The organism is Deinococcus depolymerans (assembly GCF_039522025.1).
GTDB classification, from domain to species: domain Bacteria; phylum Deinococcota; class Deinococci; order Deinococcales; family Deinococcaceae; genus Deinococcus; species Deinococcus depolymerans.
The window spans coordinates 301,895-323,640 of sequence record NZ_BAAADB010000029.1 but is presented as its reverse complement, the minus strand read 5'-3'; the positions used below and the strand labels follow the sequence as shown (position 1 = coordinate 323,640).

20 protein-coding genes are annotated in these 21,746 nt (G+C 68.6%); 10 read left to right on the top strand and 10 right to left on the bottom strand.

Features of this window, described 5'->3' with window-relative positions:
• The first annotated feature begins 81 nt into the window (after positions 1–81).
• The 6 genes from ABDZ66_RS14135 (at position 82) to clpB (ending at position 8,229) form a co-directional block, all read left to right on the top strand.
• Complete coding sequence (locus ABDZ66_RS14135) at positions 82–1,095, top strand: branched-chain amino acid ABC transporter permease (RefSeq protein WP_343760131.1); 1,014 nt, start codon at positions 82–84, stop codon at positions 1,093–1,095.
• Positions 1,092–2,723, top strand: a complete 1,632-nt coding sequence (locus tag ABDZ66_RS14130) for a branched-chain amino acid ABC transporter permease (RefSeq protein ID WP_343760129.1) — start codon at positions 1,092–1,094, stop codon at positions 2,721–2,723. The genes ABDZ66_RS14135 and ABDZ66_RS14130 overlap by 4 nt, the downstream gene beginning before the upstream one ends.
• Positions 2,720–3,535 carry an ABC transporter ATP-binding protein gene (locus tag ABDZ66_RS14125; protein WP_343760127.1) on the top strand — a complete coding sequence of 272 codons (816 nt, stop codon included), beginning with the start codon at positions 2,720–2,722 and terminating at the stop codon, positions 3,533–3,535. Before ABDZ66_RS14130 ends, ABDZ66_RS14125 begins: the two co-directional genes overlap by 4 nt.
• Positions 3,528–4,256 carry an ABC transporter ATP-binding protein gene (locus tag ABDZ66_RS14120; RefSeq protein ID WP_343760125.1) on the top strand — a complete coding sequence of 243 codons (729 nt, stop codon included), beginning with the start codon at positions 3,528–3,530 and terminating at the stop codon, positions 4,254–4,256. The genes ABDZ66_RS14125 and ABDZ66_RS14120 overlap by 8 nt, the downstream gene beginning before the upstream one ends.
• A gap of 285 nt (positions 4,257–4,541) precedes the next feature.
• Positions 4,542–5,528 (top strand): lipocalin family protein, encoded by a 987-nt coding sequence (locus ABDZ66_RS14115; protein ID WP_343760123.1) that lies wholly within the window; start codon positions 4,542–4,544, stop codon positions 5,526–5,528.
• A gap of 142 nt (positions 5,529–5,670) precedes the next feature.
• Complete coding sequence (gene clpB / locus ABDZ66_RS14110; RefSeq protein WP_343760121.1) at positions 5,671–8,229, top strand: ATP-dependent chaperone ClpB; 2,559 nt, start codon at positions 5,671–5,673, stop codon at positions 8,227–8,229.
• Between the two features lie 60 nt (positions 8,230–8,289).
• Here clpB and ABDZ66_RS14105 read toward each other — a convergent pair whose 3' ends face one another.
• The 7 genes from ABDZ66_RS14105 to ABDZ66_RS14075 form a co-directional block, all read right to left on the bottom strand.
• Positions 8,290–8,796 (bottom strand): SRPBCC family protein, encoded by a 507-nt coding sequence (locus ABDZ66_RS14105; protein ID WP_343760119.1) that lies wholly within the window; start codon positions 8,794–8,796, stop codon positions 8,290–8,292.
• The gene (locus ABDZ66_RS14100; protein WP_343760117.1) at positions 8,793–9,146 is read right to left on the bottom strand and encodes an ArsR/SmtB family transcription factor; all 354 of its coding nucleotides are present in this window, start codon (positions 9,144–9,146) and stop codon (positions 8,793–8,795) included. Before ABDZ66_RS14100 ends, ABDZ66_RS14105 begins: the two co-directional genes overlap by 4 nt.
• Before the next feature lie 383 nt (positions 9,147–9,529).
• Positions 9,530–10,489, bottom strand: a complete 960-nt coding sequence (locus ABDZ66_RS14095; RefSeq protein ID WP_343760115.1) for a cation diffusion facilitator family transporter — start codon at positions 10,487–10,489, stop codon at positions 9,530–9,532.
• A gap of 78 nt (positions 10,490–10,567) precedes the next feature.
• Positions 10,568–11,086 (bottom strand): PH domain-containing protein, encoded by a 519-nt coding sequence (locus tag ABDZ66_RS14090; protein ID WP_343760113.1) that lies wholly within the window; start codon positions 11,084–11,086, stop codon positions 10,568–10,570.
• Positions 11,087–11,102: 16 nt separating this feature from the next.
• Positions 11,103–12,497 (bottom strand): DNA repair protein RadA, encoded by a 1,395-nt coding sequence (gene radA / locus ABDZ66_RS14085; protein ID WP_343760111.1) that lies wholly within the window; start codon positions 12,495–12,497, stop codon positions 11,103–11,105.
• A complete protein-coding gene (locus tag ABDZ66_RS14080; protein ID WP_343760109.1) occupies positions 12,490–12,771 on the bottom strand; it encodes a DUF2087 domain-containing protein in 282 nt (93 codons plus the stop codon). The genes radA and ABDZ66_RS14080 overlap by 8 nt, the downstream gene beginning before the upstream one ends.
• Before the next feature lie 411 nt (positions 12,772–13,182).
• Complete coding sequence (locus tag ABDZ66_RS14075; protein ID WP_343760107.1) at positions 13,183–15,423, bottom strand: ATP-dependent Clp protease ATP-binding subunit; 2,241 nt, start codon at positions 15,421–15,423, stop codon at positions 13,183–13,185.
• A gap of 336 nt (positions 15,424–15,759) precedes the next feature.
• Between ABDZ66_RS14075 and ABDZ66_RS14070 the strand changes: the two genes are divergently transcribed.
• Positions 15,760–16,134, top strand: coding sequence for a carboxymuconolactone decarboxylase family protein (locus ABDZ66_RS14070; protein WP_343760105.1), 375 nt, complete (start codon positions 15,760–15,762; stop codon positions 16,132–16,134).
• Positions 16,135–16,341: 207 nt separating this feature from the next.
• Here the strand turns inward: ABDZ66_RS14070 and ABDZ66_RS14065 are convergent, their stop codons facing one another.
• On the bottom strand, positions 16,342–16,995 hold the full coding sequence (locus tag ABDZ66_RS14065) for a hypothetical protein (protein WP_343760103.1): 654 nt from the start codon (positions 16,993–16,995) through the stop codon (positions 16,342–16,344).
• Between the two features lie 615 nt (positions 16,996–17,610).
• Here ABDZ66_RS14065 and ABDZ66_RS14060 point away from each other — a divergent pair.
• The 3 genes from ABDZ66_RS14060 (at position 17,611) to ABDZ66_RS14050 (ending at position 20,419) form a co-directional block, all read left to right on the top strand.
• Entirely contained in the window at positions 17,611–18,372 is a 762-nt protein-coding gene (locus ABDZ66_RS14060; RefSeq protein ID WP_343760101.1) for an electron transfer flavoprotein subunit beta/FixA family protein, read from the top strand.
• The gene (locus ABDZ66_RS14055; protein WP_343760099.1) at positions 18,369–19,316 is read left to right on the top strand and encodes an electron transfer flavoprotein subunit alpha/FixB family protein; all 948 of its coding nucleotides are present in this window, start codon (positions 18,369–18,371) and stop codon (positions 19,314–19,316) included. The genes ABDZ66_RS14060 and ABDZ66_RS14055 overlap by 4 nt, the downstream gene beginning before the upstream one ends.
• 356 nt (positions 19,317–19,672) lie before the next feature.
• Positions 19,673–20,419: an SDR family NAD(P)-dependent oxidoreductase gene (locus ABDZ66_RS14050; protein ID WP_343760098.1), complete on the top strand. Its 747-nt coding sequence runs from the start codon at positions 19,673–19,675 to the stop codon at positions 20,417–20,419.
• Positions 20,420–20,603: 184 nt separating this feature from the next.
• Here ABDZ66_RS14050 and ABDZ66_RS14045 read toward each other — a convergent pair whose 3' ends face one another.
• Positions 20,604–21,044, bottom strand: coding sequence for a disulfide bond formation protein B (locus tag ABDZ66_RS14045; RefSeq protein WP_343760096.1), 441 nt, complete (start codon positions 21,042–21,044; stop codon positions 20,604–20,606).
• 3 nt (positions 21,045–21,047) lie between these two features.
• Positions 21,048–21,743: a DsbA family protein gene (locus ABDZ66_RS14040; RefSeq protein ID WP_343760094.1), complete on the bottom strand. Its 696-nt coding sequence runs from the start codon at positions 21,741–21,743 to the stop codon at positions 21,048–21,050.
• Positions 21,744–21,746: the final 3 nt, after the last annotated feature.

The following is a 21,746-nucleotide window of genomic DNA, read 5'->3' as shown; positions in this document are numbered from 1 at the left end:
CCGGACTGTTGCATTTCAGTGGTACGCCCTGGCCGTCTAACTGACCGGGCGTCCACACTCCCAGAAAGGAGTTGAATTTACTTGGATCTCGCCACCCTCCTGCCCTTCCTGGTCAACGTGATCGTCGGCGGACTCGTCCTCGGGTTCGTCTACGCCATCATCGCGCTGGGGTACACCATGGTGTACGGCGTTCTGCAGCTCATCAACTTCGCCCACTCCGAGGTGTTCGTCACCGGGGCCGTGGTCGGATTCGAAGTCTTCCGCCTGCTCAAAGGCGTCGACATGAACGGCTACCTGAAGCTGGTCATCGCGCTGCTGGCCGCCATGACCATCTCGGGCCTGCTGAACGTGTTGATCGAGCGCCTCGCGTACCGGCCGCTGCGCAACGCCCCCAAACTCGTGCCGCTGATCACCGCCATCGGCGTCTCGCTGATCCTGCAGGACGTCCTGCGCGTCATCGAGGGACTCCAGGGCCGCTTCGACCTGACCTACACCCTGCCTGCCGGGTTCGCCGACAAGTTCTGCGCGGCCACCAGCAGCTGCGCGCCCCTCGGGAACTTCCTGCGTGGCGTGGGCGTGGACCTTCAGCTCAAGGACGTGATTCTGGTCGTCGTGGCGCTGCTCAGCCTGGGCATCCTGAACTACCTCGTGAACCGCACCCGCCTCGGCAAGGCAATCCGCGCCGTCGCGCAGGACCGCGTGACGGCCGGCCTGATGGGCATCGACAGCAACCGCATGATCAGCGCCACCTTCCTGATCGGCGGGGCGCTGGGCGGCATCAGCGGCGTGCTGTTCGGCATGAAGTTCGGCACCGTCAACGCCTACAGCGGCTTCGACCCGGGCATCATCGCCTTCACGGCTGCCGTGCTCGGCGGGATCGGCAGCATCCCCGGCGCGGTCCTGGGCGGCCTGACCCTGGGCGTCATCCAGAACCTGATCGGCGTGACCAACATCCTCGGGCAGGTGGTCGGCAGTGAGAACCTGGGCGCCATCGACGCCAGCTACCAGCGCATCGGGGCGTTCATCGTGCTGGTCCTGATCCTGATCTTCAAACCCACCGGCCTGCTCGGCAAGAGCAACGTGGAGAAAGTATGAGCCTGCCCTCCATGTTCAGCAAGACGCCGCGCTCGGCCAAACCCGACCGGACCCTCCTGCTGCTCGCCTTCTTCCTGATCACCAGCGGCGTGCTGCTGGTCTCGCACAACGGTCCGCTCCTCGAGGGCATGGGCACCGCCGGGCAGTTCCTGAAAAACCCCATCACCGAAGCGTTCTTCGTGTCGCTGTTCCTCGCGAACGTCCTGTTCGCGTACCTGTGGAACGCCGCGCCCTGGGCGCGCGCCCTGGTCGGCGCGGGCAGCCTGCTGCTGGTGCTTCCCTGGGCTGGCCGTGAAGACACCAGCCTGCTGGACCTGAGCATCCAGATCATGATCTTCGCGGCGCTGGCCCTGGGCCTGAACATCGTGGTGGGCCTCGCGGGCCTGCTGGACCTGGGCTACGTGGCGTTCTTCGCGGTCGGCGCGTACACCTGGGGCATCTTCGCCAGCCCCCGCTTCTCCGAGGTTCTCAAGTACTACGGCGAGAACCCGGGCGCCACGAACGCCGGCACCCTCGCCATCGGCCTGTTCCTGACAGTCGTCACGGCGGCCAGCATGGTGTACATCAACCGCCTGACCGCCCGCACCGCCCCCACCGCCACAAGCACCTGGAGTTTCCGCCTGGCTGCCTTCGGCCTGGTGGCGGGCCTGACCCTCGCGGCGCGCGCGACGGTCGTCCTGATGTCCGGTCAGGCGGCCGGGCTGGCCAACGGCATCGACCCTGGCTTCTTCTGGCTGTTCCTGGCCCTGAGCATCCTGGCCGCCGCGATCGTCGGCGTGCTGATCGGCCTGCCCGTGCTTCGCCTGAAAGGCGACTACCTCGCCATCATCACGCTGGGACTGGGTGAAGTGATCCGCGTGCTGGCCAACAACCTCGACCTGTACACCGCCGGTTCGCAGGGCATCACGCCCATCCGGAGCGCGTCGGTGCCGTGGTTCAACTCGCTGGCCGGGGCGCTGGGCTTCACGGAGGACCAGCACTACCTGCTGTTCCTGTACGTGCTGGTGCTGATCGTCGTGGGCGTGATCCTGCTGGTGAACGTCCGCCTGGACCGTAGCCGCATCGGCCGCGCCTGGATCGCCATCCGTGACGACGAGGTCGCCGCGCAGGCCATGGGCGTGCCGCTGGTGCAGACCAAACTGATCGCCTTCGCGACCGGCGCGAGCTTCGCGGGCGTGATGGGCATGATCTTCGCCGCCAAGCAGACCTTCATCAGCCCCGAGTCCTTCAACCTGTTCCAGAGTATCGGCGTGCTGAGCATGGTCATCCTGGGTGGCATGGGCTCCTTCCCCGGCGTGATTCTCGGCGCGGCCGTCGTGACCCTGCTGAACCTGCGCATCCTGCCGGGCCTGGGCGAGGCGACCGCCAACCTGGGCATCCCGCAGCAGGTGAACCCCGGTCAGCTGCAACGCCTGATCTTCGGGATCATCCTGGTGACCATGATGCTGCTGCGCCCCGAGGGTCTGCTGCCCAACAAACGCCGCACGCTCGAACTGCACCACGACGACAATCAGGAAGACGACAGCGTGGACGGCAACGCCGGCGCGCTGGGCAACACGGGCGCGGAAGTGTACTCGCCCGGCGTGGCCCCCACCAAGCACGAGGACCCCGCAGGAGGCCGCAAATGACCGGCAGCGGCAACATTCTGGAAGTGCAGGGCGTCACGAAGGTCTTCGGCGGCCTGACCGCCGTGAACGACGTGACCATGAACATCCCCGACCGCAGCATCGTCAGCGTGATCGGCCCGAACGGCGCGGGGAAAACCACCTTCTTCAACATGATCACCGGCATCTACCAGCCGACGCGCGGCACCATCCGCCTTGCCGGGCGTGAACTGGTGGGCCTGCGCCCCGATCAGGTCACCCAGGCCGGCATCGCCCGGACCTTCCAGAACATCCGCCTGTTCTCCACCATGACCAGCGAGGAGAACATCATGGTCGGGCGTCACGCCCGCCTGAAAAGCGGGTTCGTGGACGCCGTGCTGCACACCCGGAAATTCCACCAGTCCGAGCAGGAAGCCAGGGACGCCGCGCGGATCATGCTGGACTTCGTGGGGCTGGGCAAGTGGCGCAACGAACTCGCCACGAACCTGCCGTACGGGGACCAGCGCAAACTGGAGATCGCGCGCGCACTGGCCACCACCCCGAAACTGATCCTGCTGGACGAACCGGCCGCCGGCATGAACCCCCGCGAGACCGAGGACCTGAAGGCCCTGATCCGCCGCGTGCGTGACGAACTGGGCGTGACCGTCTGCCTGATCGAGCACGACATGCGCCTCGTCATGACGCTGTCCGAGCACATCACCGTGCTGGACTATGGCAGCAAGATCGCCGAGGGCCTGCCGCATCAGGTCCGCAACGACCCCCGCGTGATGGAAGCGTACCTGGGCCGCGGCGCCGCCGCCGGCGATTACGGGAAGGAAGAGCGTCCCCATGTCTAAGTCCACACCCATGCTCGAACTCGACAACGTTCACACGTACTACGACCACATTCACGCCCTGAAGGGTGTCAGCATGACCGTCAACGAGGGCGAGATCGTCGCCCTGATCGGCGGGAACGGCGCCGGGAAGACCACCACGCTGCGCACCATCAGCGGCATGATGAAACCCCGCACGGGAAGTGTGACCTTCGAGGGTCAGGCCATCTCCGGGATTCCCGCGCACCACATCATGCAAAGAGGGATCAGTCACGTGCCCGAGGGCCGCCGGATCTTCAAGGACATGACCGTCCGCGAGAACCTCGACGTGGGCGCGTACACCGTCACCGACCGCGCGCTGATCGAGGGCCGCATCCAGGAGGGTTTCGGGTTCTTCCCGCGCCTGAAGGAACGCGAGCACCAGCTGGGCGGCACCATGTCCGGCGGGGAGCAGCAGATGCTCGCCATTGCCCGCGCCCTCATGGTCGCGCCGCGCCTGCTGCTGCTCGACGAGCCCAGCATGGGCCTGTCCCCGCTGTTCGTGGAAGCCATCTTCGACATCATCGTGAAGCTGAACCAGGAGCGCGGCACGACCGTGTTGCTCGTGGAGCAGAACGCGAACATGGCCCTGCAGATCGCGCACCGCGCGTACGTGCTGCAGACCGGTGAGATCAAGCTGTCGGGCAACGCTGCCGACATCGCGAGCGACGAGAGCGTCCGCAAGGCGTACCTCGGCGACGAGTAGTTGACAAGTAGTACGGCCCTGGACTGACGGGGTTGCCAGCACCGTCCAGTCCGAGCAGATGCGACTCGCAGCGTGGCCGGTGGGTTGGCGGGGTGTGAACGAAACAGACGGCCGTCCGTATACCCCCAGACGACTGGGCCGACCCTCCGGGAGACCGGGGGGTCGGTTCGCTTGTGCGCAGGCGGCGTGCGGGAGGCAGTGGGAGTTGGGAACAGTGTTCCCGGCCATCCGCCATCCGCCATCCGCGGCATCAGGTGAACGGTGGGTCGCTTAGACTGGGGGTCAATGCGACTGAACCTGATTCCGGTGATGGCGGCCCTGCTGCTGAGCGGGTGCGTGCCGGTGCAGTCGGTCGTGAACACGGCGCAGTTGCCCTCTGCCACCGAGTACGGGGCGCACGCGAATCCGATGGAGTGGTGGTACGTGAGTGCGTACCTGCCGGGCGAGGGGCTGGCGCTGCACTGGGCGCAGTTCCGGGTGCAGGACGCCCGCGTGCCCGTTCCACTGATGATCTCGCACGTGGCGGTCACGGACCTGCGCACGGGACAGCTGACGTTCCTGGAGCAGCCCGCCGGGTCGGGTGAGGTGTCCTCTCCCCCGCTGCGGCTGCGGCAGGGCACATGGACGCTCACGCAGGCGGGGACGGGGCCGGGTGCGCCGCTGAGCCTGAGGGCCGGGCCGCTGGACCTGACGCTGACGCCCGTGAAGGGGCCGGTGCTGCACCCGCCGGGGTACAGCGGCAGTGCAGACACCGGGGTGCTGTTCTACCAGGGAATCACGCGACTGGCCCTGTCAGGGTCCGTGAACGGACGGGCCGTGCAGGGTCAGGCGTGGCTGGATCACCAGTGGGGCAACCAGATTCCGGGGCAGACGGCGCTGTGGGACTGGTTCAGCGTGCAGCTGGAGGATGGCCGGGATCTGATGGTGTACCGGGTGCGGCGACTGGACGGCACGGTGGCGCAGCTGATCGGGAGTGTGGTCGAACCGGACGGGCACGTGCGGGCCGTGCGGGGTCTGCGGGCCGAGCCGGGTGAGGTGTGGACCAGTCCCACCGGTCGGCGCTACACGCTGGGCTGGCGGCTGGTGTCGGACGGGTTCGATCTGAGCGTGCGGGCGGTGCGGCGTGAGCAGGAACTCCTGAGTCGCAGCACCCGCATCGCTTATTGGGAGGGGCCGGTCGAGGTGTCGGGCACCTGGGGCGCCGAGCCCGCCACCGGCACCGGCATGATGGAACTCGTCAGCGGGAGCTGGGGACCGGCATCAGGATCCTGATCTGAAACAGGCGCGGCGGTGGGGCAGTGGTCAGCCCGTCTATCGTTAATCATCCGCAATAAACTTGACATGACCTGACTCAAGTTTCAGAATGGAGGCAGTTGATTCAGCCCTCACCCGTCCACCCCCGGAGGTTCCCGACTTGAATCCCGACCGTTTCACCGAGGCCACCACCCAGGCCGTGCAGCAGGCGCAGCAGCTCGCGCAGCAGAGCGGACACCAGAACCTGACGCCCACCCACGTCCTGCGCACCCTGACCGACAACGACACCGCCGGGCGCGCCCTGACCCTGGCAGGCGGCGACCTGAACCAGATCCGCGCCGCGCTGGACACCGAACTGGCGAAACTCCCGCGCGTGCAGGGCGGCGGGGACAACCTGTACCTCGACCCGGCCCTGAGCCGCGCTTTCCAGAAGGCCGACACCCTGGCCGGCCAGCTCGGCGACTCCTTCGTGGCCGCCGACGCCCTGCTGCTCGCCCTGCGCGGCGAGTACCGCGGCCGGGGCCTGCCCACCGAGACCGACCTGAACCGCGCCGTGAACGAGCAGCGCAAAGGAAAGACCGTGACGACCAAGACCAGTGAACAGCAGTTCGACGCCCTCGCCAAGTACGGCACCGACCTCACCCAGCGCGCCCGCGACGGCAAGTTCGATCCCGTGATCGGCCGCGACGAGGAGATCCGCCGCGCCATGCAGATCCTCCTGCGCCGCACCAAGAACAACCCCGTCCTGATCGGCGAACCCGGCGTGGGCAAGACCGCCATCGCCGAGGGGCTCGCCATCCGCATCGTGAAGGGCGACGTGCCGGACGGGCTGAAGAACAAACGCATCGTCAGCCTGGAGATGGGCAGCCTGCTGGCGGGCGCGAAGTTCCGCGGGGAGTTCGAGGAACGCCTCAAGGGCGTCATCGACGAGGTGATCGCCTCGGCGGGCGAGGTCATCCTGTTCGTGGACGAGATCCACACCATCGTCGGGGCGGGCAAGACCGAGGGCAGCCCCGACGCGGGCAACATGCTCAAACCCGCCCTGGCGCGCGGTGAACTGCACCTGATCGGCGCCACGACTTTAAGCGAGTACCGCGAGATCGAGAAGGACCCCGCCCTGGAACGCCGTTTCCAGCCGGTGTTCGTGGACGAACCCAGCGTCGAGGACACGATCAGCATCCTGCGCGGCATCAAGGAGCGCTATCAGGTGCACCACAACGTGGAGATCACCGACCCGGCACTGGTGGCCGCCGCGCAGCTGTCGCACCGCTACATCACGGACCGGCAGCTGCCGGACAAGGCCATCGACCTGATCGACGAGTCCGCCGCCCGGCTGCGCATGGCGCTGGAGAGCAGCCCCGAACGCATCGACCAGCTCGAACGCCGCAAGCTCCAGCTGGAAATCGAACGCGAGGCATTAAAGCGCGAGAAGGATCAGGACAGCCAGAACCGCCTGCTGGACATCGAGGGTGCCCTGAAGGGCATCACCGACGAGCTGGCCGACGTCCGCGCCCGCTGGGAGGCCGAACGGCACGAGGTGGCCGCGCTGCGCGAGAAACGCGAGTCGCTCGATCAGGTGCGCACCGACATAGAGAAGGCCCGCCGCGACTACGACCTGCAACGCGCCGCCGAACTGGAGTACGGCACCCTGCCGCAGCTGGAAAAAGAGGTGCAGGAGCTGGAGCGCAAGCTCAAGGGCGCCGAGTTCGCGCACACCCAGGTGACCGAGGAGGACATCGCCTCCGTGGTCAGCCGCTGGACCGGCATTCCCGTGAACAAGCTGATGGAGGGCGAACGCGAGAAGCTGCTGAAGCTGGAAGAGCAGCTGCATGGCCGCGTGATCGGGCAGGACCGCGCCATCGTGAGCGTCGCGGACGCCATCCGCCGCAGCCGCGCCGGGCTGAGCGACCCGAACCGCCCGCTGGGCAGCTTCATGTTCCTGGGGCCGACCGGCGTGGGCAAGACCGAGCTGGCGAAGGCCCTCGCGGAGTTCCTGTTCGACAGTCAGGACGCCATGGTCCGCATCGACATGAGCGAGTACATGGAGAAACACACCGTCGCCCGCCTGATCGGCGCGCCTCCCGGCTACGTGGGCTTCGAGGAGGGCGGCCAGCTGACCGAGGCCGTGCGCCGCCGCCCCTACGCCGTGCTGCTGTTCGACGAGATCGAGAAGGCCCACCCGGACGTGTTCAACGTGCTGCTGCAGGTGCTCGACGATGGCCGCCTGACCGACGGGCAGGGCCGCACGGTGGACTTCCGTAACACGCTGATCATCCTGACGAGCAACATCGGCAGCCCTTTGATCCTGGAGATGCAGCACCGCGGCGACAGCGCCGACGAGATCCGCGACGCCGTGATGGGCGAGTTGCAGGGCCACTTCCGCCCGGAGTTCCTGAACCGCGTGGACGACATCATCGTGTTCGACGCACTGACCGCCGCCGACCTGCACCGCATCGTGGACATCCAGATGCGCGGCCTGATCCGTCGCCTCGCCGAACGCCGCGTGAGCCTGCACCTGACGGGCGCCGCGAAGGACCGACTGGCGCAGATCGGGTACGACCCGGCCTTCGGCGCCCGCCCCCTCAAGCGAGCCATCAGCCGCGAGATCGAGACGCCGCTGGCCCGCGAGATCCTCCAGGGCAACGTGCCCGACAGCAGCAGCCTGACCGTCGACTACGACGGCAAGAACTTCACGTTCCAGACCGGCGCGCTGAACTGAAGCGGAAATAGAACGGGCAGCGGTTCCCCTGATGAAGGTGGGAGCCGCTGCCCGTTCAGGTCAGGCGAGGTGTTCGGCGAGGCGGTCCCACGTCTCGCTGATGCCCTGCAGCATCCCCATGTCCATGACGGCCTGGAGGTCTTCCGGGCGGACGTACGTGGAGCGGCTGGTGACGCGCGTGCCGCCGGGCACGGCCTCGAAGGTCAGGTCGGCCAGCGTGGCGGGCATCTGGTCGTTCACGGCGCCGTGCTCGTCGCTGAAGTGGTCGGTGTAGGTCAGGCGGGTGGGCGCCTCGATCTGCTCGTACACGCCCAGGCCCCAGCTGTTCATGCCGTGGAAGTCGCCCTGCGCGGGGTCGGTGCAGGTCATGCAGTAGTGCCAGCGGCCGCCGGGGCGCAGGTCCACCGTGCAGTGCGTCAGGGTCCAGCCGCGCGGTCCCCACCAGTGCTTCAGGTGCTCGGCCTGCGTGAACGCCGCGAACACCCGGTCGGGCGTGGCGGCGAAGGTGCGTTCCAGCACGAGGGTGCGGGCGTCTTCGATGCGGTGGTCGAGGGTGGCGTGCGTCATGGGGAACCTCCGGGTTCGTCTGGGTCGGGTGCGGGCTCTTCGGGCGGGAGGGTACGCAGGTAGTCGTCGAGCCGGTCCAGCCGTTCCTCCCAGAGGGGGCGGTAGCGGGTCAGCCAGTCGTCGAGGTCCCGGAACGGCGTGGGGCTCAGGTGGGCGATGCGGCGGTTGGCCTGCGGTTCCATGTGGACCAGTCCGGCGTCCGTGAGGACGCGCAGGTGCTTGGATGTCTGCGGCTGGCGCAGGCCGAGCCGGTCGGCGATCTCGCCGACGCTGTGGGGCCGTTCGCGCAGCAGTTCGACGATCTGGAAACGGTGCGGGTCGGCCAGGGCGGTGAAGGTGTGGTGGTTCAAGCGGCGCGTGACCTCCTTCTGGTGCGTTCTGTTGTATGCAGATTATGCTACCGACGGAATATTCCTGTCAAGGCATATAGAGAGCTGATCTCCCGTCAGGGTCGCCCAGGCATGCGACCGCGTGTCGAAGGGTCGAAAGGTCGAAGAGTCTGAGAACAGCGCAACACAAAGCATTTTTCTCAGACCCTCATACGGGATTAAATTGACTTGCTTGCATCGTGATCGCGTTCCGTTGTCCCCTCTCCCCCTGTGGGAGAGGGAGGGAGGCGCGAAGCGACGGAAGGGTGAGGGGGCCACCGGGCGACTCCGAGTGATGTGGAATCACTTTAGTCCCGTATCAGACCCTTTGACCCTTCGACGTTCTGCCGCTCTCCCCCACCCGCTCAGGGATGCAGCGCCGCCCCGCCTCCCGCATGCGCGTCCGGACCCTCGATCTGCACGGTGCTGTGCGCGATCCCGAATCGGGCGGCGACCTCCTCCACCTCACGCAGGAGGGTGTCGCCTGCCGTCGGGGCGACCAGATGCGCCGTCAGGTTGTTCACGCCGCCCGTCACGCTCCAGACGTGCAGGTCGTGAACGTCGTCCACGCCGGGCAGGGTGCGCAGCTCGGCGCGCAGGGCGTCCAGGTCCAGGCCGCGCGGCACGCCCTCCAGCAGGACGTTCACGCTGGCGCGCAGCAGCGCCCAGGTGCGGGGCAGCACCCACAGGCCGATGCCCGCGCCCAGCAGCGGGTCCACCCACGTCCAGCCGGTGAAGCGGATCAGCAACGCACCGAGGATGACAGCCACGCTGCCCAGCAGGTCTCCCAGGACCTCCAGGTACGCCGAGCGCATGTTCAGGCTCTCGCCCTGCCCTCCGGCCAGGATGCGGGCGCTGATCAGGTTCACGGTCAATCCCAGTACCGCCACGATCAGCATCGGGGTGGCCTGCACCTCGACCGGCTGCGCGAAGCGGCGCGCGGCCTCCACGAGCACGTAGATGCCCACGGCGAACAGCGCCCCGGCATTCACGGCGGCGGCCAGGACCTCCGCCCGGCGGTACCCGAAGGTGCGCCGCGCGTCGGCGGGCCGCGCCCCCACCCGCAGGGCCAGCAGGGACAGGCCCAGCGCCGCCGCGTCGGTCAGCATGTGCCCCGCGTCGCTCAGCAGGGCCAGACTGCCGGAGATGAACGCGTACGCGACCTCCACGATCAGGAACCCGCCGGTGAGCAGCAGGGCGAGGGTCAGCTGCCGGGCGTTCGCGCCGTGGTTGTGCTCATGCCCTCCGTGCCCCTGCTCGCTGTGCTCGTGCCCGTGGTTGTGGTTGTGCTCTGCGTGGTCGTGATCGGCGGCACCGCTCGTCATGCCCCGAGGGTCGCACCCACCGTCCCCCGGCAGTTGCGACCCCCGTTCATGTGACCTGCACGCAGAACAGCGCCTGGGTCAGTCCAGCACGGGCACGCCCCGCGCAGCGAGCCCCTGCGCGAAGGCGTCGGGGTCGGCGGGCGTCAGGTAGTACGGCGTGCCGCCCCGCTCGACGATCAGGCCGCCGCGCGTGTTGGAGGCGATGGCCTGCACGCTGCGGTACCCGGCCCCCGTGAAGGTGTAGTTCCCGGTGTAGTAGCCGGGAAGACCCACCCCGCCCACCTTCAGGCCCAGGTCTCCGTCCATGCGGCGCAGGCGCAGATCACGGTACAGCCACTCGAACGTTCCGGAAAAGCGGCTGACGCGCAGGCCCGTGTCGGTCAGGGTGTATGCCAGTCGGCGCGGAACCTGCGCGAAGAACGCCCCCAGTCCCACGCCCAGCAGCGTGAGGAACACGCTCCCCGCCACCGGCAGGGGCTTGCTGGCCCCGTCGTCCGGAACCCAGGCGGTCACGATCAGCATCAACGGGGCCACCCAGGTCAGCGCCCGGAACCAGACGGGCGAGGCGGCAGGGGCGACCGGAACGGCAGTGTTCATGCCGTCCAGTACGCGCCTACCCCGCGCGGGGTTTCCGGCTGCCTGCCCCCGGACTGCCTGCCGCGCGGCCCTGCCAGACCTGCGCGACGGCCTCCTCGACGCTCTTCACTCCGTCCGGGTGGCCGTCCAGGCCGGGCGGAACGATCAGGCGGGTGTACCCGGCGCGGCGGGCTTCCTCGGCGCGGCGGATCGAGCCGGTCGTGGAGCGCACCTCGCCCACCAGTCCCACCTCGCCGAACACGGCGACGTTGCCGGGCAGGGCGCGGCCCACCACGGCCGAGTAGATCGCCAGGGCAATGGCGAGGTCCAGGCCCGGATCGGGGACCTTCAGGCCGCCGGCGAGGTTCACGTACACGTCCAGGCCGCCCAGCGTCAGGTCCAGGCGGCGTTCCAGCACGGCCAGCACCACGTCCACGCGGCGCGGGTCGAGACCCACCACGACCCGGCGGGCGTTCGGGTACGGGGTCTTGCTGGCCAGCGCCTGCACTTCGAGCAGCATGGGCCGCTGCCCGTCGATGGTGGCGGCCACGACGCTGCCCGGCACGTCCAGGGGCCGCTCGGCCAGGAACGCCGCGCTGGGGTTCTCGACGGCGATCAGGCCCTCGCCGCGCATCTCGAACACGCCCAGTTCACCGGCCTGCCCGAAGCGGTTCTTGACCGAGCGCAGCAGCCGGAACGACCCGACCGTCTCGAGGAACACGGTGGTGTCCACGATGTGCTCCATGACTTTCGGCCCGGCGACCGTGCCGTCCTTGGTCACGTGCCCGACCAGGACGGTGGCCGTACCGGTTTCCTTGGCGGCGCGGGTCAGCAGGGCGGTGCCGTCGCGGACCTGCGCCACGCCGCCCGGCGCACCCTCGCCCTCGACGGTCACGGTCTGGATGGAATCCACGATGCACAGCGCGGGTTTATGCTCGTTCATCAGCGCGGCCACGTGCTCGGCGCGGGTGTCGCGGGTCAGTTGAATGTCCGCGCCCCCGTCCAGCGCCACGCCCAGCCGGTCGGCGCGCAGGCGGATCTGCTCCAGCGATTCCTCACCGGCCACGTACAGCACCGTGCCGCCCAGTCTCGCCACGCGGTCCGCGACCTGCAGCAGCAGCGTGCTCTTGCCGATGCCGGGTTCCCCGCCGATCAGCGTGACGCCCCCGGCAACCAGCCCGCCGCCCAGCACGCGGTCCAGTTCCGGGATGCCGCTGGACGTGCGCGGTTCCTCGCGGCGGCCCACGGTGGACAGCGCCGTGAGCTTCCCGCCCACCACGCCCCCGTACGCCCCGCCGCGTGAGGAGGTCGCGGCGGCCGGGACTTCCTCCTCGAAGGAATTCCACGCCTGGCAGTTCGGGCAGCGGCCCAGCGGTTTGGCGCTGGTGTACCCGCAACTGCTGCAGACGTAGTTCGTGCGGGCTCTAGCCACGCGCGCCGGGGCGGCCGTCGGCACGCCAGTACGCGCCGCCCTCGGTCGCCAGGTAATCGCTGTCGACCAGTTCGGTCAGCAGCAGGCTGGGGTCTTCCAGGGTGCTGTGGTCCGCCAGGATCTGCTCGACCTGCCCCTGGTCGTACGACACGCCCGGCTCGAACAGCCCGGTCAGGTAGTCGAGAATGGCGAGCTGGTGCGCGCGGCGGCGGTCGCTGGGCCACCCGGTGATGCGGCCGTGTTCGTCCTGGAAATCGGAAATGCTTTTCGTCATGACCGTCATGGTACTGGACAGGCGGCGGGCGGATGGTTCCCGGACGCCGGATTGACACGCCCGCACCGCGCTGGCCTGCGCAGGGTCACGGCCCGGTACGCGCGGAGGGTCTGGTACGGACTGCCGTTGGTTTCGCCGACCATCCGGAACTTCACCGGATTGCCAGCTCCACGTCCGGAACCCGGTTTGCTCCTTCTCGCTTCGCTCGGATTGAACGGCTTTGCAAGCCATTCAATCGGAGTCCGTCTGATCACTGGTGGCGTCCGCGCAGACGGTCAGGGCCAGGGCGGCAGGCAGGGCGGGCTTTACGAGCTTCCTCTCTCTTTCCTGCTCGGGCGGGCCGCTGCGGGTTGCCGCAGCCAAAGCCCCCGCCGGCGCGTGGAGCGCGGCGGGGGCCAGTGGTCCGGGGGCTTACGCCAGGATCTGGCGGGAGGCGGCCTCCTCGCCCTTCTCGAACTGGATGCCGCCCTCGCCCAGCACGACGCGCACGTCCTCGCCGTGGTTGCTGGTGAGTTCCAGGGCCAGGGGGTCCTCGATCTCCTCGCGGACCAGGGTGCGCAGTTGCCGGCTGCTGCCGACGGCGTGCTTGGGACTGCGGGCCTTGAGTTTCGTGACCAGCCACGCGGCGATGGCGGGGTCGAAGGTGACGTTCAGTTCGCGGCTGGCGAGTTCCTCGCGCATCTCGCCCATCAGCTGCTGCGCGACCCGCACGAGTTCCTCCTCACCGAGGCTCTTGAAGCGGATGACCTCGTCGAGGCGGTCCAGGAATTCCGGGGTGAAGATGTTGCGCAGCGGGGCGTTGCTGTCCGGCGTGACCGGGCTGAAGCCCACGGTGGGCGTCACGTTGAAGCCGGTGTTGCTGGTCATGATGATGATCGTGCGCCGGAAATCCACGGTGCGGCCCAGTCCGTCGGTCAGGCGGCCGTCGTCGAGGACCTGCAGGAAGGTGTTGTACACGTCCGGGTGGGCCTTCTCGATCTCGTCGAGCAGGATCACGCTGAACGGCTGGCGGCGCACGGCCTCGGTCAGGCGGCCGCCCTGCTCGTAGCCCACGTACCCGGGGGGCGAGCCGATCAGTTTGCTGACCGAGTGGCTCTCCTGGAATTCGCTCATGTCCATGCGGATCAGGCTGCGTTCACTGCCGAACAGGCTGCGGGCCAGGGCCTTGGCGAGGTGGGTCTTGCCGACCCCGCTGGGCCCGACGAACAGGAAGCTCGCGGCGACGCGGGTGCGGCCGCCCAGGCCCACGCGGGCGCGGCGCAGCGCGGAGCTGAGCGCGCGGATCGCGTCGGGCTGGCCGTACACCTGATCCTGCAGGTTGCCTTCGAGGTCACCGAGCTGCGCGGCCGTCTCCTCGCTGTAGATGCCGCCCATGGAGTTGATGACGCTCTCGATGTCCTCGCGGGTCACGTACGGTTCGCCGTCCTCGGTCTCCGCGACGGGCAGGCCGACACTCATGTTCAGGCGCACGCGGCTGGCGGCCTCGTCGATCAGGTCGATGGCCTTGTCCGGGAAGTTCCGGCCCGGCAGGGACCGTTCACCGATGCGCACGGCGAGTTCCAGCGCAGCTTCCGGGATCTGCACGCCGTGGTGTTCCTCGTACTTGGGTTTCAGGCCGCGCAGGATCTGCAGCGTCTCGGCGGGGCTGGGTTCCAGCACGATGACCGGCTGGAAGCGGCGTTCCAGGGCGGCGTCCTTCTCGATGTAGCGGTGGTACTCGCCGGTGGTGGTCGCGCCGATCACCTGGATCTCCCCGCGCGACAGGGCGGGTTTGAGGATGTTCGCGGCGTCCAGCGTGCCCTCGGCGCCGCCCGCCCCGACCAGGGTGTGCAGCTCGTCGATGAAGGCCATGACCTTGGCGTTGCGCAGCTCCTCGATGATCTGGCGCAGGCGTTCCTCGAACTCGCCGCGGTACTTGGTGCCGGCCACGACGCCGCTCAGGTCCAGGCTGACGAGGCGCACGTTGTGCAGGTTGGGAGGCGTGCGCTTCTCGTGGATGGCGAGCGCCAGGCCCTCCACGATGGCGGTCTTGCCGACGCCGGGGTCGCCGATCAGGACGGGGTTGTTCTTCGTGCGGCGCGTGAGGATCTGCGTGACGCGGCGGATCTCCTCGCTGCGGCCGATGACGGGGTCGAGTTTGCCCTCGCGGGCCCACTTGGTCAGGTCGCGGCCGTACTCGTCCAGGAAGGGCGTGGCGACGGGCTTGGCGGGCTTGCCGCCGCTGCTCTCGCCCTGCGCCAGGATGCGCCAGCGGATGGTGTCCACGTCCTTGGTGAGTTCCTGCAGGATGCGGAAGGCGACGCCGTCACCCTCGCGGATGATGCCCAGCAGGATGTGCTCTGTAGAGGTCACCTGGGCGCCCAGGGCGCGGGCCTCACTGGACGCCAGCTCCATGACGCGCCGGGCGCGGGGGGTGATGCTGGGCGCGTCGTTCAGGCGGTTGCCCTCGCCGCGGCCGATGATCTCCTCGACGCGGCGGCGCAGGCCGTCCAGGGACGCGCCGAACTCGCCGAGAATGCTGGCGGCGGTGCCGCCCTCGCGCATCAGGCCCAGCAGCAGGTGTTCGGGGCCGACCATCGCGTGGCCCAGACGGTTGCCTTCCTCGCGGGCATAGTGGAACACGAGGCGGGCGCGGTCATCGTATCTGTTCATGGGTGACCCCCAGGGGCGGAAAGCGCGACAGTCACGTTACCGGGTCGAACGGAAGATCACGAGGCGCTGAAACGAACGAAGTAAAACAGGTACAACCTGGCTGCCACGGCAGAACGGGGACCGGGTTTCTGAACGCCTACTGGACAGCCTGAGTGTAGAGTATCGCCCCCCCCCTCACCCAGGCAGGTGAAACCTTACGATCTGGCCGGGCTGCGGCTGGTTCCGGCTTCACCTGCCGTCACTGTAGCGGCCCGGTCATGACGGGATTCTTGCCAGGTCTGCCCGGGCCCGCGGCCGCCCGCGCGGACCCGGGCGGTCAGGCCTTACCCTGCGGCCATGACCGACCCCGACCCCACCCCCGCCCGCGACGTGATCTTCGGTGCGCAGCAGGAACGCATCCAGCAGCGCCTGGACCGGCTGGACACCGACCTGGGCGCGTACATCCGCGACTTCGCGTACGACACGGTGTATGACCGGCCCGGCCTGGACCTGAAAAGCAAGGAGCTGATCGCCTGTGCGCTGCTGGTGTCCCTGGGCAGCCCGCCCGAACTGCGCACCCACATCCGCGGGGCGATGAACGCCGGGGCCACCGAGGCCGAGGTGCGCGGCGCCCTGCTGATGTGCGTTCCGTACCTGGGGTTCCCCCGTACCGTGGCGGCGTTCGAGGTGCTGCGCCAGCACCTGGGCCGCGCGGACGCCCCCGCCCCCTGACGCCGCGCCTGACGGCCCGGAATGGAGGACGCCGGCCCCCTGTCTGGGGACCGGCGCGTTCAGAGCTGCGTGCGGGGCTGCGTGAGGGCCTGACAGCGGTTCTCAGGTTCACCGGGGAGCGAAAGGGACGCTCCCGAGCTTCCCTGGCCCTGCTGCCCGCCCTGCCCGGGTTGAGAGAGGTGCAACCTCTTTCAACCGGAGTCCGGATCAGAAGTTGTAGGTCACGCCGACACGGGCCTTGAAGTTGGTGCCGGGACGGACGAAGCGGTTGTCGATGGCCTGGTAGCCGGCGTCCGTCGTGGTGAAGGAGTCGCTGCCGCCGGTGCTGGTGGTCGTGTTGATGGTGTTCTTGAAGAAGTGGTCGACGCCCAGGTCGCCGACGAGGCCCAGGTTGCCGGTCAGGGCGTAGTTGACCATGGCGCCGGCACCGACCCCGAAGGAGTTGGTGCTGTACGTCACGGAGCCGCTGTTGCCGTAGCTCTCGGTGGCGTTGAAGGCGCCGTAGCGGCCGCCGCCGTACAGGGTGGCGTTCACGCCGGGGGCCACCTCGCCCAGGCTGTAGGTGGCGTCCATGGAGGTGACGGTGTGCATGCCGGACTCGGTGGCGCCGTTGGCCTTGGCGGCGGAGAACTTGCCGCTGCCGATGTCGCTGTCGTCGTTGATGGCGTCGGCGGCGCGGGTGGTGGCCACGCCGACCTTCACGCCGACCGGGCCGACGACGTTGGGGGTGAGGACGAAGATCTCGCCGCTGAGGCCGCTGGCGTAACCGCCGGTCAGGCCGAGCTGAACGCCGTTGAGGCTCTGGGCGCCGGCAGTGGTGGCAGTGAGGGCGAGGAGGGTCAGGGGAATGAGCTTCTTCATGAGGACAGGTTCGGGCGTGACCATGAGAGGGTTCCTTGAGACAGTTGACGGGAACTTTAAGGTGGATGCGAACGTGAAGGGTCGCGGGAGAAGGGCTGAACGGGAGCTAAAGGCGCACCGGGAGCCGGGCCGGTCCCGGTCGGGCGGGAGGGCCAGCTGGCCGTGACCGGTCAGGGCGCGGCCTGATACGGACTCGGATCGAAGGGCTTAGAAAGCCGTTCAATCCGAGCGAAGCGAGTGGGAGAAAACCGGGTTCCGGACGTGGAGTTGACAGATCGGTGGTGCTCCGATCTGTCAACGGAACAGACGGCAGTCCGTATCAGGTGGGGTCGGGCTCTGCCGGGAGCTGGTGGGGGTTCCCCGCTCCTGTGATCGGGGCGGCCGGTTGCGGAGGGCCGGTGGATTTGTGAGCCTTTCGGTCCGGGTGGACGGGTGGGTGGCGCTAGGCTGGGCCGGTGGCGTGGGCGGCGGGTGGGTCTTCCCTGTGCCGGTGACCTCTGCTAAACTTGAACCAAGTACAATTTGTCATGCTGGGCGCGTCTGCCCCCAGGTCACCGACCTGAACCGACCCACCCCGGACACCCTGACCCGCAACCCCATTCCACTGGAGGCCCCATGAACATCCTGACCCTCGTAAGACAAGTTCCCGACGCCGAAGCGCGCGTCAAGATCAGCGGCCAGAGCGTCGACCTCGACGGCGCCACCCTGGTCATCGACGGCATGGACGAGTACGGCGTGGAAGAAGCCCTGCGCCTGCGCGAGAGCGGCGCGCCCGTCGAGCAGATCATCGCGCTGGCCATCGGCCCCAAGAAGGTCGAAGACGCCCTGCGCACCTCCCTCGCCATGGGCGTCGACCGCGCCATTCACATCGAGACCGACGAGAAGTTCGACGCGGTCACCCTCAGCCGCGCCGTCGCGCAGGTCGCGCAGGCCGAGAACGTCACGCTGATCCTCGTCGGCGGCCAGGAAGCCGACTGGGACTCCCAGGCCCTCGGCGCCGCCAGCGCCGAACGCCTCGGCTGGCCCCAGCTCACCTGGACGAACGAACTGAAACTCGACGGCGACACCCTCACCGGCCGCCACGACGTGGACGACGGCAACGAGAGCTTCAGCGCGACGCTGCCGGCCGTCGTCACCACCCAGCAGGGCCTGAACGAACCCCGCTACCCCACCCTGCCGAACATCATGAAAGCCAAGAAGAAGGAACTCCGCAAGGACGACCCCGCCACCTACCAGCTGCAGGGCAGGGTCCGCACCGTGAACGCCGAGATCCAGACCCGCGCCCGCCTGAACAAGATGATCGACGGCAAGGACGCCCAGGCCGCCGCCCAACAACTGCTGGAACTGCTTCGCAACGAAGCCAAGGTGATCGCATGATTCTGATCGTCGCTGAACACACCGCCGGGAAACTGGCGAAAGCCACCCTGGAAATGGTCACCGCCGCCCGCGAGTCCGGCCGCGAGGGCCCCATCACCCTGCTCGTGCTGGGCCAGAACGTCGCTGCCGTCGCCACCGAGGCCGCCGCCGTCGCCGACCAGGTACTCGTCGCCGACCTGCCCCAGCTGGCCACCTACAACGCCGAGGTCTGGGCCGCCGCCACCACGCAGATCGCGCAGGAAGGCGAGGCGCACACCGTCATCATCGGCGGCAGCCGCTCCGGCCGCGAGTACGCCCCGCGCGTGGCCGTCAAACTCGACGCCGCGTACCTGGAAGACGCCACCAGACTCAGCAGCAACGGCGCGGCCCTGCAGGCGCAGCGCTACACGTACCTGGCCCGCGTGACCGAAACGGTCGAGGCGGACGGACTGGTCGTCGTGACCGTCAAACCCGGCTCCTTCGCGCCCGCCGCGCCCGCTGGCGCGGCCGGTGAGCAGTACGACGTCGACCTGACCCTGCCCGCCCCGCGCGTCCAGGTGACCGGCAAGAGCGTCGAGAAGAGCAGCCGCGTCGCGTTGACCGAAGCGGACGTCATCGTCACCGGTGGCCGCGGCGTCGGCAGCCCCGAGAACTTCGCGAAGTACGTCGAGGGGCTCGCCGACAGCATCGGCGCGGGCGTCGGGGCCACGCGCGCCGTCGTGGACGCCGGCTGGCGCCCCTACGCCGAACAGGTCGGGCAGACCGGCAAGACCGTGCAGCCCAAGGCGTACATCGCGCTCGGCGTCAGCGGCGCCGTGCAGCACCTGAGCGGCATGGGCAAGAGCAAGAACATCATCGCCATCAACAAGGACGCCGAAGCCCCGATCTTCAAGGTCGCGGACTACGGCATCGTCGGCGACGTGAACGAGATCGTCCCCGCCCTGATCGAAGCCAGCCGGAAATGAGGGGGCCGTGGGCCGGGAGTGGGTCGGCTGCCGACCTCCGCCACGCCCCCCTCACCTCCACCTGACACGGACTGCCGTCTGTTCCGCTGACAGATCGGAACCCCACCGGTCTGTCGGCTCCACGTCCGGAACCCGCTTCTCTCCTTCTCTGCGGAGCAGCTCTCCGAGGCGCATCCGCTCGGATTGAACGGGCCTTACAGCCCATTCAATCGGAGTCCGTCTGAGAGGCCCGCCGACCGCGACGCGGTCGGCGGGCCTTCCCTCTTTGACCCCTTCCACTGTCCACTTCGCACACCCCACTTGAGCGTGCCTTATGCCTCCGTGTCATCCGGGCGGGCGTCCGTGACACTGGGAGCATGACGGACACGAGTGGTGTGGTGGTGACGGGCGCGGCCCGCGGGATCGGGCGGGCGATCGCGGAACTGTACGCGGAACGGGGGTGGCGGGTCCTGAGTGCCGACCTGAACCCCCCTCCGGTGCTGCGGGGGCAGCAGCGAGTCAAGGCGGACGTGAGCACCGCAGCCGGTCGGGAACGGATCGTGCGGGCCGCGCGGGAGATGGGCGGCGTGCAGGTACTGGTGAACAACGCCGCGTACCAGGGTGCGCACGGGAGCGTGCTGGACGTGAGCGAGCGCGGCTGGGCGCGGACGCTGAACGTGAACCTGACCGCCCCGCTGCTGCTGACGCGGGCGCTGGTGGACCTGCTGCCGCGCGGCGCGGCGGTCGTGAACGTGGCGAGCGTGCAGGGCCTGTTCGCCGAGCAGGGAAACGCCGCGTACAACGCGAGCAAGGGCGGGCTGGTGAACCTGACCCGCGCGATGGCGCTGGACCTCGCGCCGCACGGCCTGCGCGTGAACGCGGTGGCACCGGGCGCAATCAGCACCGAGGCGGTCCTGCAGAGCATCGAGGACAGTACCGACCCCGGGCAGACCCGCCGGGATTACGAGGACCTGCACGCCCTGCGCCGGCTGGGCACCCCGCGCGAGGTCGCGCAGGTCGTGTACTTCCTCGGCAGCGAGGAGGCCGCGTTCATGACAGGCGCGATCGTGCCGGTCGACGGCGGGATGACCGCGTCGTTCATGATGGCGGGCCGCCCGGTGTAGCGGCGGGCAGCGGGAGCGTGGGGTGAACACGCCGCGCCCCGCTGCCCGCGCACCTTCGTCGGACGGACGGCCGTCGTCGACACCCCGGAAAGGGACTGCCAACCCCACGCCCGGAATCCTGCGGGCTCCGGCTCGGAGCCGACCGGACTGAACGGCTCTGTAAGCCATTCAATCGGAATCCGTATCAGAGCGTGCGGTTCCGGCCCCAGCTCAGCAGGCCGATGATGAGCGTGAACGCGGTCATGCTCAGGACCGGGATGGTGATGACGGTGTTCAGTCCGGCGAGGGCGCCGCTGCCCCACACGGGCCAGGGGACGTCGCAGGCGACGGTGGTGGCGTCCGCGGTGCAGGCTTTCAGGACGGGAATCACGCCCCAGTCCTCGAGGTTCTGGATCAGGGCGATGACCACGCCGACGGCGGCGAGCGGCAGGGCGTACACGCGGGCGTTCAGGTCGCCACGCAGCGCGCCGATGCCCAGGATGACGGCCAGCGGGTACATGCAGATGCGCTGGTACCAGCACAGCACGCAGGGCTTGAAACCCAGGACGTTGCTGAAGTACAGGCTGCCCAGCGTGGCGATCAGGGCGATCACCCACGCGGCGTACAGGCGGTTGTCGCGGCTCATGGCTTACTTGCTGGCAGCGTCGATGGCGGCGCTGACGTCGGCGAGCAGGTAGCTGCTCTGGCCGCTGCCGTTCAGGACTTCCTTGCCGTTCACGAACACGGTGGGCGTGTGGTTCACGCGGGCGTCCGTGACCTGTTTCTCGTCGGCGTCCACGCGGGCGGCGGTGGCGTCGGTGTCCAGGCAGGTGGCGAACCTGCCCTGGTCGAGGCCCTCGACGTTCCCGGCGAGGTCCTTGAGGCGGGTCTTGGTGGCCCAGACGGTGCTCTCGTCACCCTGCGCGCGGAACAGGATGCTCTTGAAACTGCCGAAGGCGTCGTTGCCGCCCTGGTCGTACACGCACTTGGCGGCCTGCGCGGCGAGCTTGCTGTCGTCGGTGGGCAGGCGGGCGTTCTCGGCCAGGAACGGCCACACCAGCGAGTACAGTTTGGCCTTGCCGGTGTCGATGTATTTGGTCTTCAGTTCGGGGGCGATGGTGTCCTCGAAGGTCTTGCACACGGGGCACTTGAAGTCCTCGACGACGACCACGCTGACCGGCGCGTCGGCCTTGCCGGCAAAGGGCTGGCCAGTCAGGTTGAAGTTCCCGTTCAGGCCGGCTCCGGCGGCGGGTTTGCCGCGCACGGCGACCAGGGCGAGGGCGATCAGGGCCACGGCGATCAGCGTGCCGATCACGAGAATGGTGCGGTTGGAGTTGCTGTTCATCTG